The organism is Bacillus sp. ES1-5, assembly GCF_022487605.1.
GTDB lineage: Bacteria > Bacillota > Bacilli > Bacillales > Bacillaceae_G > Bacillus_A > Bacillus_A wiedmannii.
The window spans coordinates 112126-124515 of sequence record NZ_JAKVPU010000007.1; the positions used below are offsets into that span (position 1 = coordinate 112126).

Annotated in this window: 13 protein-coding genes and 1 pseudogene; 2 read left to right on the plus strand and 12 right to left on the minus strand. The window is 34.6% G+C overall.

Annotated features, from left to right (window positions below; genetic code table 11):
• Nucleotide 1: 1 nt before the first annotated feature.
• From MKO96_RS21330 to MKO96_RS21350, 5 genes are read right to left on the minus strand one after another with little or no spacing between them, the layout of a single operon-like run.
• Entirely contained in the window at nt 2–697 is a 696-nt protein-coding gene (locus tag MKO96_RS21330; RefSeq protein ID WP_060631398.1) for a DUF969 domain-containing protein, read from the minus strand.
• A 22-nt stretch (nt 698–719) separates the two neighbouring features.
• Nucleotides 720–1481: a 5-oxoprolinase subunit PxpA gene (gene pxpA, locus MKO96_RS21335; RefSeq protein WP_240588589.1), complete on the minus strand. Its 762-nt coding sequence runs from the start codon at nt 1479–1481 to the stop codon at nt 720–722.
• 18 nt (nt 1482–1499) lie between these two features.
• Nucleotides 1500–2489, minus strand: a complete 990-nt coding sequence (locus MKO96_RS21340) for a 5-oxoprolinase subunit C family protein (RefSeq protein WP_240588590.1) — start codon at nt 2487–2489, stop codon at nt 1500–1502.
• On the minus strand, nt 2480–3193 hold the full coding sequence (pxpB, locus tag MKO96_RS21345; RefSeq protein WP_240588591.1) for a 5-oxoprolinase subunit PxpB: 714 nt from the start codon (nt 3191–3193) through the stop codon (nt 2480–2482). Before pxpB ends, MKO96_RS21340 begins: the two co-directional genes overlap by 10 nt.
• A 14-nt stretch (nt 3194–3207) precedes the next feature.
• Nucleotides 3208–3960 carry an IclR family transcriptional regulator gene (locus MKO96_RS21350; protein WP_240588592.1) on the minus strand — a complete coding sequence of 251 codons (753 nt, stop codon included), beginning with the start codon at nt 3958–3960 and terminating at the stop codon, nt 3208–3210.
• A gap of 252 nt (nt 3961–4212) precedes the next feature.
• On the opposite strand from MKO96_RS21350, the pseudogene MKO96_RS21355 reads away from it, so the two are divergent.
• Both MKO96_RS21355 and MKO96_RS21360 read left to right on the plus strand, forming a co-directional pair.
• Nucleotides 4213–4524 (plus strand): annotated as a pseudogene (locus MKO96_RS21355) (hypothetical protein); the annotation flags it as partial.
• A 162-nt stretch (nt 4525–4686) separates the two neighbouring features.
• Nucleotides 4687–5049, plus strand: a complete 363-nt coding sequence (locus MKO96_RS21360; RefSeq protein WP_097915319.1) for a PH domain-containing protein — start codon at nt 4687–4689, stop codon at nt 5047–5049.
• A gap of 469 nt (nt 5050–5518) precedes the next feature.
• Here the strand turns inward: MKO96_RS21360 and MKO96_RS21365 are convergent, their stop codons facing one another.
• From MKO96_RS21365 to MKO96_RS21395, 7 genes are all read right to left on the minus strand, one after another.
• The gene (locus MKO96_RS21365) at nt 5519–6352 is read right to left on the minus strand and encodes a DNA alkylation repair protein (RefSeq protein ID WP_240588593.1); all 834 of its coding nucleotides are present in this window, start codon (nt 6350–6352) and stop codon (nt 5519–5521) included.
• 153 nt (nt 6353–6505) lie between these two features.
• Nucleotides 6506–7057: a signal peptidase I gene (lepB, locus tag MKO96_RS21370; RefSeq protein WP_240588594.1), complete on the minus strand. Its 552-nt coding sequence runs from the start codon at nt 7055–7057 to the stop codon at nt 6506–6508.
• Between the two features lie 23 nt (nt 7058–7080).
• Nucleotides 7081–7758 carry a copper homeostasis protein CutC gene (locus MKO96_RS21375; RefSeq protein WP_240588595.1) on the minus strand — a complete coding sequence of 226 codons (678 nt, stop codon included), beginning with the start codon at nt 7756–7758 and terminating at the stop codon, nt 7081–7083.
• Nucleotides 7759–7951: 193 nt separating this feature from the next.
• Nucleotides 7952–9082, minus strand: a complete 1131-nt coding sequence (gene spoIIP / locus MKO96_RS21380; RefSeq protein WP_087981082.1) for a stage II sporulation protein P — start codon at nt 9080–9082, stop codon at nt 7952–7954.
• A 169-nt stretch (nt 9083–9251) separates the two neighbouring features.
• Entirely contained in the window at nt 9252–10400 is a 1149-nt protein-coding gene (locus MKO96_RS21385; protein ID WP_240588596.1) for an acyl-CoA dehydrogenase family protein, read from the minus strand.
• 152 nt (nt 10401–10552) lie between these two features.
• Nucleotides 10553–11185: a YdcF family protein gene (locus MKO96_RS21390; protein ID WP_240588597.1), complete on the minus strand. Its 633-nt coding sequence runs from the start codon at nt 11183–11185 to the stop codon at nt 10553–10555.
• Nucleotides 11186–11514: 329 nt separating this feature from the next.
• Entirely contained in the window at nt 11515–12102 is a 588-nt protein-coding gene (locus MKO96_RS21395; RefSeq protein WP_240588598.1) for a GNAT family N-acetyltransferase, read from the minus strand.
• Nucleotides 12103–12390 lie beyond the last annotated feature (288 nt).

A 12390-nucleotide genomic window follows, 5' to 3' on the forward strand; every position in this document is an offset into this window, starting at 1 on the left:
TTTATATTGCCTCCTTCTCTTCTTTTTCTTTTGATTCCATCGTTTTCGCTATATATTTATCAAATCTTCTAAATCTGATCCAGCTTACAATCAGTGCAGATATTGCGGTTGGAATACCCCAGAGCGCCATATCCCACACACCGACATGCATACCTACTGAATCGAAGAATCCTTTCATTAATAAAATCGCACCAGTTGCGATAAAAATATCTTCTCCGAAAAACCAAGCTGTATTTTCCGCAGCTGCTGCGTTTGCTTTAATCTTTTCTCTTAACTTTTCAGGGAGCTTACCGTATTTGCCTTGCGCAGCCCCTTCTGCCATCGGTGCAACGAGTGGTCTTACGGTTTGCGCATGACCACCAATATTCAGTCCAAGTGCTGCTGATGATTCTCTTATCGTAAAATACGACATTAATACTCTTCCAGTTGTTGCGCCTTTTGATTTCGTTATTAGTGCTTCTGCTCTTTCTTTTAAACCGTAACGCTCTAAAATTCCGATTACCGGTAAAGTTAATATAATCGGCATAGACATATATCTATTTTCTATGAAAAATTTACCGAACATGCTAATTACATCATAAAAACTTAATCCTGAAACCATACCCGTAACAATACCAGCGACCATAACAACTAACAGTGTATTTAGCCTAAATAAAAAACCCACTGCAACAAGTAATATCCCGATTAATTTAATCATTTCTAGCACTTCCCCTCATTTTTCATTTCGGTGCACATATAGAAATCTCATTAAGTTCGAATGTTCTGTATATTTTTCCCGCAAACTGGACTGCTTTCTCTCCATCGCCATGTAAACAAATCGTTTGTGCGTGAACTGCTACTTTCTCTCCGCTCACCGCTCTTACATAGCCTTCTTTCACCATTTGAAGCACTTGCTTTATCGCTTCTTTTTCATTTTTTATAAGTGCATTCTCTTCTGTCCGGCTCGTTAATGTTCCATCTTGCTTATACGTACGATCTGCAAAAGCTTCTTGTACGAGAGTTATATTGTATTTTTCTGCAGCCTGTATAAATGCCTCGCTATTTGCTAATCCGTAAAGTAATAGATTAGGATTACTATGATAAATTGCCTTCGTGATTGCATCTGCAATTTCCGGATTTGTCGCCGCCATATTATATAGGGCACCGTGCGGTTTTACATGATGCATTTTCCCGCCTGCCGCTTTCACAAAAGCGTCTAATGCACCGATTTGATATAAAACGTAATCGTATACTTCACTTGCTGAAACATTCATGTTTCTTCTTCCAAATCCAATTAAATCAGGAAAACCAGGATGCGCGCCAATTGCTACGTTATGCTGCAGTGCCTTTTCGACCGTTTTCCTCATTACAGTCGGATCACCTGCATGAAAACCACAAGCAACGTTTATAGATGAAACGAATGGTAGAATTTCATCATCATTCCCCATTTTATATGCTCCAAAACTTTCTCCTAAATCACAGTTTAAATCAATTGCCGTCACGATATTTCCCTCCTACTGTCAGCTTCGTAAAGTGATGAATTTCTTTAATAGATTCATATTTACTTCTTGTTCTATGTACAATTGTTCCGCTTCTTCAAGCGTAATTTTCTCAAAAGAAACGTAGTCCCCCGGTTTTAATTGAGCAAGAAGTGGTAAATCTACTGAAATAATATTTCCCATTCTCGGATAGCCACCTGTCGTTTGCCTATCTGCCATTAATATAATTGGCTGTCCACCATTTGGAACTTGAATGGTTCCGAATGTAACAGGACTCGATAAAATCTCTTTTTCTTCCACTCTATTTAAAACTTCTCCTTCAACTCTATAGCCCATACGGTCAGCGTAATTAGATACTTTATACTCTTTCGTAAAAAATGCCTGTATACTTTCTTCTGTAAATTGATCATATTCAAAATTAGTTATGACGCGAAGCTTAGGGTACTTCTTATACTTTGGCAGTATGCTTTTGCTAATTGCCCATTTCGTTTTTATTCGCTCATCCTTTTGTAAGTCTTGAATGAAACGACTCGCTATTTCTGAGTGCGTACCAATTTGAAAATAATCCCCTTTTTTCAGCATCCTTCCTTCAATTCCACCTATTGCAGCACGTATGTAAGTACTTTTGCTTCCCATCGTACGATCAATATGTATACCACCTGCAAAAGTCACATACGCTCTGCAACCACTTTTCACTTTTCCAAAGCAAAGCATGCTACCTTCTTCTGCTAAAATGGGACGCCATAATGGAATACGCTCCCCATTCAATAACGGCTCCATATTTGCTCCGCCAATCGCGAGTAAAGTCGTTTTCTTTATTAACAATTTAGGTCCCATAATTGTCATTTCAAGTCCTGCTTCATTCTCTTCATTACCGACCAACATATTGATCATCCGAATTGCACTTTGATCCATAGCCCCGCCAACTGGTACACCATATTGTTGATAATGAGACCGCCCTAAATCTTGGACTGTTGTAAACATCCCTGCATGTAAAACCTCTACATCCATTTTTTAGCCCCCTCAAGTGATACGTACTCTTCCTTCGTTATTGGGATAAATCGTAAATACATACCGCTTTGAATATAGGTTGGTGTTTCTTCTTCTGGATTAAATAAGGAGATCGGAGTTCGGCCAATAATATTCCATCCACCCGGCGTTTCAAGCGGATATATACCTGTTTGATTTCCGCCAATACCTATCGAACCAGGAGGTATTTTTAACCGTGGCGTTTCTTTTCTAGGTGTTTCTAGTTCTTTTGATAGTCCTCCTAAATACGGGAATCCCGGTGTAAAACCTAACATATATACAAAATATGTTGTTTCACTATGTATACGAATAACATCCTCCGCTCGTAATCCTCTACAATGTGCAACCTCTTCTAAATCAGGTCCATATTCTCCCCCGTAGCAAACAGGTATAGAAATATGTTTCACATCCTGATTTAATTCTTCTTGATACGAATTACAAAGCTCCTGTATATACCGGCAAACGTAATGATATGACCCTTCACTTCTCCCATTTCGCTTCCATACTTCGTATACATTGTAGTAGACAGCTAATGACGTAAAAGATGGTACACACTCAACCATTCCTACAAACGGATGCTGCCTCAACGCTTGAAACAATCGCTGCACTTTTTCGTATACATCCATCCCGATTTCTTCACCAAATGTAACAATCATTGCTTGATCCCCTAATGCAGAAAATTTCATCCCACTCCCTCTTTCTATGCCAAAAAGCCGAGTTCTTTCGAAATGCGATGTGCTGTTTCTTTCACTTTCGCAATAAAATATGAAATATTACTTTCGCTGTACTCAATTGCTAATCCCGAAATACTAATACCTGCTACAACCGTTCCATCATTTGCAAAAATGGGCGCTGCTATAGCCGCTGTATGATTTTCTAACTCCGAGTAGCTAATTGTATGTCCTTCCTTTTTCGCCATTTGCAACACTTCTAACAATTGTTCCTTATCCACAATTGTTCCATCTGCAAACTGTTTTAAATCCGTTTCCTCTATGTATTTCCGTTTCTCTTCCTCAGCGAAATACGATAGTAAAATTCTCGGACATGCACCCGCATAAAGTGGCGCTCTTCTTCCGACTGCCGTATACACGCGTACAGGCTGAACGCCTTCCATCTTTTCCACATAAATCGCGTCATTACCATCTTGAATAATTAAATTAACTGCCTGGCCTAAACTATCTCTAAGCTCTTTCATATATGGAATCGCAATATTCCTTACTGATAACCTTTGTGAAACAAGTTGACCAAATCGTAAAAAAACGACTCCTAAGCGATATCTTCCCTTCTCGTTTTTTTGTAAAAACTCCATTTCTTCTAACGAGCCTATTAAACGATAAACAGATGTTTTCGGCATATTTGTAAGCTGAACCATCTCTGTTAAACTTAGCTCTTCATGCTCATAAAACAATTCCAAAATATCCATTGTCTTAACTGCCGTTTTATTTATACTCATTCTATCTCCCTCTTGTTTCGAATTTCGGAACTTGAATTCCGTTTATCGAAACAAACATATAATTTAAAATTATAAAATATTCTTTCAATTCTATCAATATTTTTTTAAGCACATGACCCGATATATTTTGTCAGTAATTTAAAAAACATAAATAATGGAATGCATTTGTAAATTTTTACATCAAATTATTACATTTCCAGTATATTTAAATTATCATGATATATATAAACCAAAATATAGGGAGTGTTTCTTTTGAAAAAGCTACTAGTGATCCTTGCTATTATGTTATCTTTTTGTATAGGTTATAATGTGACATTTGCAACAAACGAGGATACGAAGCTAAACTCTCAAATTGAACAACGTGTCATAACTAACGAAGACGTTGCATTTTTCGGATCAACCACTTATAATTTCAACTATTTTAATGGAGATAACTTAAGCGTTCTTGTACAAAATACAGGTGATTCTCCTTTTAGTTATACTTTGTATAACGCTAAAGGTGCTTGGATGATTGACGGAACTTTAAAACCTGGGGAACGAGCGATAAGTGAATTTAGTGTTCACGAATAACAAAGTTGTTAAAAAATAATAAAGTCATTTCAAAAATAAAATAGATTTTCAAAAAAATGGTATTAATTAGAATTTATACTCTTTATCCTGTATGATAAAATAAGGATATTCTTATATCCTTATTTTTAATAAAAGGGGAAGGTAGGAGGAGTTGTCATGAAAAACTTAAAAACGGCTATGACCTTGGTACAATCACATTTTAATGAAAATGAGATTATTGAAAATAGCCTATATGGAATGTTTCAATATCAAGTATTTGGTATGGGTGGTCAAAGAAAAGGGATATTGGTCGCTACAAATGAACGTATGTGTTTTTATACGAAATATTTAGGAAGTGAAACGTTTAAAGTATTTGATTATGCCAAAATTAATTCGATAGAGGTAGAAAAAGGATTATTAACAGGAAAGAAAATCATTTTTTATCATGATGGCGAACGTGAAGTGATGAATTTAATTGAAGAAGGTGACTTGGAGAGGTTTGCAGTATTTGTAAAAGAAAAAATTATGATCTTGAAATAAAGAAGTTTGTTTTTTAAATTTGCTTCTCAAATTAAACAATTATTTGCTAAAATCGAAAACAAAAAACAAATTTTTAATAACTGCAATAACCTCCCATCAAACAGTTTGATGGGAGGTTATTGCCTTTCTGAAGATAAAATTAAAGAGCTTTATTATCCTTATACATTTAGTATAAATTGGACTGATTGGCTTCCTGATGGTGAATATAAAATTATTTTTAGAAATAGAGACGGTTCACTTTCCAAGGTACATGTTGCTACAAAACTATCAGAATAAAAGTTACAATAAAAAAGTACGGAAGTTTATATTTGAAATAAAATTTGATCACCTTTCATTAATAACACTCATATAAAAGAAAATATAAAGAGCATGTATTGATTAATACATGCTCTTCTCATAGTTATTCGAAATATTTTTTTAACATGATTGATTGTTCCTTCGTACAACTAACAAGTCTATTAGTTACATATTACTTATTTTTCAAAATCGTTCTTTTAGCTTTTTTAATAATTCTACTAGTTGATTTTATGTCAGTATCCTTTGCCCATTCTTCACACAGGTTCATTACCCAATCCGGTTTCGTTTTACTTGCATCATTTAACCAGTTTCCAACCGAATCTTGTACATATTTTGATGGATCTGATTTAATTAAATTAAGAATGGGAAGTGCTTTTTCAGGTTCTTGTTTTAATATTTCAATATGTTTACTCCATACCCCTCGAGGACGAATAGATTCTACAGAGAACCTGCGAATATTCTCATCTTCACTTTTTGCCCATTCTACTAACAATTCCACACTTTCTTCTATATTTTGTGAAAGATTTTCTCTAATAGACATCCAAGCAATTTCTCGAACACCAAAATGATGATCCGCTGCGAAAGGTCGAATGTACGTTAATGTATCTTTTAGTGTATTATTTGATTTTTTATTCATAAACGCTGCCCAACATCGTACACTATCTGAAATATGATTAGATAATTTCAACAGTACATCTTCCTTGTTTCCTTCATTCTCTTTGAGTATAATTTCATCCAATAAAGTTCCTGTTATTCGTATGACTTTCATTCCTGTTTCAACGTTCTGTTTTTCTAATTCAGCTACTATACATTCCAAACTATTCTTGAGTCCTATTGAAGGTAAGACATTTTTAAGTAGTTCAATATGATTTATAGCTAGCCATTCTGTTAGATTAACACTTTCTATTTTCCCTTGCTGTAGTAATTGTAAGACCTCTTTAGGAATTTCGTTTACTTTTCTGGCTCCTTTCCTGTTTAAAATAACTTCTGCTTCTTTCGTTATCATTTAAATTCCCTCCTTGCAATACTATCTTCAAATAAACAGAGGCCATTTTGAAAAATAATAATCAAAATGACCTCTGTCTTTCTTAAATGAACATTCAGTTTTACAAAAAATGTGATTTAAATCCACCAGAAGAATATTTCTCCCATACTTGCTTTATAATGCTCTTACTTGTTTCAACGGCCAGAAAACAGCTTGTCCTTTTCCGACAATCTCATCTTCTGAAATGAATCCGAACATACGACCGTCTTTAGAAACTTCACGATTATCGCCTAAAACAAATACTTGGCCTTCTGGCACTTTCGTTTTCCCTGTGATTTGTTCTAACGTAAAGTCTGGAGTTAATACACGGCCCGCCGCTTTTTCTTTAAATTCTTTTAAATATGGTTCTTCCATCGCTTCACCGTTTACATATAAAACATCATTTTTATACTCCACTGTATCGCCTGGTAAACCAATTACTCGTTTTACTAAGTCGTATCCTTCTTTTCCGTGGAAGACGATAATATCAAAGCGATCTAATCCACTTATACTATAACCAATCTTATTCACGAGAACTCGTTCGTTATTTTCTAAAGTAGGCATCATCGATTCACCTTGCACTAATGAAGGTGTAAATAAAACACCGCGAATAATTACGATTAATACAAGGGTAAATCCTATCGTTTTAGCCCATGAGAATAATTCTTTCTTCGTATTTTCCTTCATCGTTTCTCCTCTTTCTTACGTGTTTATTTTATTATTTGAACTAATTCCTGTACTAAGTTAGGATCAATTTCAGAAAAACATGATTTGCCTTCTCTTACCGCTGTACCGACATGAGCTTGCGAAATTCCAGTTTCATCAAGCAATCGCTTTATATTTTCTTTCGTCACGCCAGCTCCAGCTACAAGTTGAATTTGACCATCGCTTACCTTTTGCATTTCTGTAAGCACAGGTATATTCTCTACTATATTTCCTTGTCCACCTGACGTTAAAACGTGAGTCACTTTATGAAACTTCTTTAAAGTTCCCATCGCTTCTACTGGATTTTCTATATCATCTATTGCACGGTGGTACGTTACATTTATTCCATCTACAACAGATAGTAAATCCGCTAATTTCTCTTCATCCACTTCATTTCGTTCGTTTAATACGCCTAATACAACACCAGCTGCACCTAACTTCTGCGCAATGATAATATCTTCCTTCATCATTTCAATTTCTTCTTCCGTATATGTAAAAGACTTCGCATGCGGACGAATCATAACGTGAATCGGTATATGTACTGCTTCTACCGCTTTTTTAATAAATGCATAACTCGGCGTTAAACCGCCTTCTGTATAAGATGTAATTAATTCAATTCGCTTCCCGCCAGCTCGTTCAATTCGTTTCACATCTTCTAAACATGTTGCAATAACCTCTAGCATGAGATGACCTCTTTTCGTGCTTTTTTCTTATTATAACATTAGTAAAAATAAGAAACCTAGCTTTCTCCTATAAAACTGTAAAAAGAAGAATGAAAAGAAAGATTTTTTCAATTGATGACGTTTATTGGTGATTTTATATTCTAAAAAAAGAGTAACCCCTAGAACTTCTGACTAGGTATCACTCCTTTTTATTTTAGTTATTTTTCTTTGTTACCTCATTATAATAGTGGCTAAATGCTTCTACTAATGCGTCAACTGACGCATACAATTCTTCTGGTGTATTATCTACCCCTCCCATTTCAATAAGTAAAGCATTTGGAGAAAGATCTTGATTATATACTCCGTTACCGCTTTTACGATCTTTAATAAAAATCCCTCGGCTTAAACCGTAATACTTCTCATCTAAATATGAATTTATTGCTGTTACTATTTTTTTATTTTTTTCAAAGTTAGGATTTTCTCGTCCTAAAATAAAATAGAGCCGTGCATAATTCTTTCCGTTAATATTTTTTGTTGTAGTATTTTTTCGCGCATCGTCCCTATGTAGGTCCATTGGAAACATAATATTTTTATCTTGTGCTAATTTATCTTGTAATATTTGACGGGATCCTTTGTAAGATTGGGCCCAATTTAAATTTTTATTTCGCAGAAAATCCCTCATATTTGTCGTATCATGTGAAACACCTATTCCTTTTTCTTCTAACTTTTGTTTTAAATAATTTCCAACAAACGTAATATTCACTTCATTATTTGTACTAGAAGCATCATCGGGTATAGTGGCACCTGGAATTAGAGGAATAAACGACTCCCAACTATGTGTATGATAAATAAAAACTTTATTTTCACCGTTATTTTGAGTATTTGAATTGTTTTCTTTCTCACTCTTTGGGTGTTTTATAGCAGTACCTTTATTTTTAATATTCTCTAATGGAACACTAGATTCTTCGGGAATGTTAGTATAATCCGTTCCCTCTCCAGCAATTAATATTTCCGAATAAAATTGATTCATATTTGGAAGTTCTCGAGTTAATAAACTTCGGAGATCATTTACATTAATATTTGTAGAAAGTGAAAGCAAAAAAGATTCCAAAGACGCTCGTCCTTTTTCTTTATGAAATTCTTCTGCAAAATAACGATTTTCACTTCCTATCATATACATAAGACCTTTAGTAGAATTCGTTCCCAATAACTGATTAATATAATACGATTTAAATACGTTTGAATTACTAGAAATGAAGAATGAAGTGAGAATACATATAATGGTGAATAAAATACATATCATTACATACTTTATATTAAATACTTTCAGTTTCACTTTATTCATTTTATATCTCCCTTCATTTACTATATTCTTACGCATATTTTTTAAGTAATATGATTAATAATTTAATAGAGCTGCCTCTAATTTGAAAATAGCAAGATGAAATCTATCAATTATAAAAAAAGAAGATCCTACAATAGGATCTTCTAACTTTTGACTAATATGTTTTTAACTACGACCGAAACGCCGCATCCGCCAGCATAGATAGTGTTGCATCATCCATCGGCGGATTGTGTAATCCTGCTCTGACGTTTAAATAGTAACGATGAAGCGGATTTTTTTCTGATAAACTTTTTGCTCCTACGATGCGCATTGCTTTATCAACAATTGATATCGCCGAATTCGTTACGGCATATTTCACTGCTGCTAGTTCGGCTTGCAGTGATAGTTTATCCTCTGCCTCATCGTACTTTTTCACAATTTGATATAAAAAGACGCGAGCTTGCATAAGCTCGAGTTCTAATTCTCCGACTAATCTTCTAACATTCGGTAATAAACTAATAGAATGGTTTAAACTATTTGGCTTGTATGATCCCGCAAACTGAACTGCATAATTTCTTGCTGCTTGTGCAATTCCTAAATAACATGCTGGTATATGTAGCAACCAGCCAATACCCTTTTGTTTCACTTTCCCGCCCTTTACATCTGTAAAAAAGCGACTTTCTATCTCTACATTTTGTAAGACAAGGTCATGACTAGCAGTCCCTCGCATCGCAACGCTATCCCACGTTTCTTCAATGGATACACCGAGTGTATTTCTTGGAATGACAAACTCACCAACTTCTTCTTTGCCTTCAATACTCGCTGAAATAATAAAATAATCAAGTACTGGCGCCATCGTTGTAAAAGTTTTCCTTCCATTTATTACCCACTTCTCGCCTTGTTGAACCGCTATTGTTTCTGGTTTACCGCCACGCGTCGGACTCCCTGTTTTTGGTTCTGTTGCTGCTCGGTTAAAGAGCGCACCATTACGCACTTCCTCGCAAAACCATTTGAACATCTCATCATTCCAAGAGCGATTTTCCGCTAGCTCTTTTACAATACCAAGATGCCAGCCAATCGATAATGCAGTAGCCCCGCAGCCTTCCGCGATTTTCTCTTGAAATAAAACGAAGTCATATAAAGAAATCGCACTACCACCAAATTCCTTCGGTAACGTTAATTTCGTATATCCGATATCTTTCAAATCATTTATATTTTCATACGGAAATGATCCTAATTCACTTAGTTGATGCTCCCTTTCCATGAACTTCGGAATCAATTTATTTATTTGTTCAATAATGAAAGATTGTTCTTCTGTTTCAACAAATGAGAGTGCCATACTATAATCTCCTTTATGCTCGATTCATAAACCGTTCATTTTGTCATTATGATTATATGAAGCTACCTCTCTATTGTTTCACTATTCCGATAAAAATACAATGTTTTTGACTAATAAGAAAAGTTCCTATTTAAAGATAGGTTCTATTCTTATTAGTCTCCCTTCAATGCCTTTAATGGCAACGAGGTTACATATCCAATGTACGAGAATAATTCTTTAAAGAAGAATGGTATTTCTGTATCTAACGTTTTATATGCTGATGTCGGCGTTGGTGAAGCATATGCTTCAATATTAATATGTTTTGCGATTCTCATTGCGCGTTTCATATGAAGTGGATCACTTACAATCGTGTATGTGTGTATTCCGTTCTCTATTCCAACTTCCTTCGCATTTTTTAAGTTTTCTTCAGTGAAAAGGGATTTAGTTTCTATTAAAATATCTTCCTCTTTTACACCTTGTTTCATTGCATATACTCTTGCAGTACGTGCTTCCTCAAGTTCTGCCTCGAACTTTGTACCACCTGTAAAAATAATCTTTTTAATGTTTCCGTTCTTATATAAAGAAATCGCATGATTAATTCTTTCTTTAAATACAGGAGATGGTTTTCCGTTCCAAGAAGCTGCTCCTAGTACGATACCAGCATCCGTTTTCACGCCATCATTTGTTTTAAAACGATAACTCCAAATATCATAAGCTGCATAACTTACATATAAAATAGCAGAACAAATCATTAGTAAAAATACTTGAAAGATTCGTCTTTTCTTACTCTTCTTATTTTCTTTCATTTGTAATTGCCTCCGTACATCATCCATACTTCTATAAAAAACATTTATATCAAATCGTTTTGTTTGAGTTTATTTAAAAGAAGGAACTTTACTTGTTATTTATGTATAAAAGGGTTTTCATTTAAAATTGAGGATTATCAATTCATTTTTATTTGCGGTTTTCATTACATGTTTTAAATTCATAAGTTTATTACCATACAACTACATTGTAACGAATTTTTTCTCAGAAGGGAACGATGAAACAAAAGGAATTAAAATAAAGTAGCATTTTGTAAGAAAAAAGGTATATTTTTCATGCCTCACAAACAATATACCTTTCAAAACACGAATTATAACTTTTCTTTATACAACTCTAATTTTTCTAACAATTGTTCTTTTACGCATGGCCATTCACTCGAGATAATACTGTACACCACCGCATCTCTCACATAACCATTCGGTAATTTTCTTTCATTTCTAAGCACACCCTCTTTTACTGCGCCTAACCTTTCAATTGCTCGTTGTGCTTTTTCATTTCTTGCATCCGTCTTAATTTGTACCCTCAGCATATGCAGTTTTTCAAAAGCATACTGGAGAAGCATATACTTACACTCTGTATTGATACCCGTACGTTGCACACTTGGATGATACCACGTTTTCCCTAACTCGACTGTTTTATCTTCTACTGAAATATTATATAGACGTGTACTTCCTACAATCGTATTCGTCTGTTGATCCACTACAACGAAAGGTATTTGCGTGCCCTTTCCATAACCTTGTATCGCTTTTTGAACATATTGCTGCATATCTTGAACACTATCCATTTTAGAGATTAAATACGCCCAAATATCCCGATTTCCTTCTACAATCGAAAACAAAGTTTCGACATCATCACTATCTATTAACCGTAACTTTGCTCTTTCGTGAATGATTTCCATTTGTAAGCCCCCTTTGTTGTTACTATATCACACGAAATAAAAACGTATTATAAGGATAATTGAATGAACTCTCCTCGTATAAGGTGTGAAGGCTCATCAATAATCGTTAATATCGCACCAATAAAAAAGAATTTTTGAATAATTTCCAAAAAATACTATATAATAATAAGCGGGAGGGGATAAACATGCTAGATCAAATTACTTGGGGAACGCCAGGCAGCTTATTATGCTTATCTTTTTTGCAGGATTAGGAATCTTCTTAAGAAGTATTACGTCATATTCAAAAGA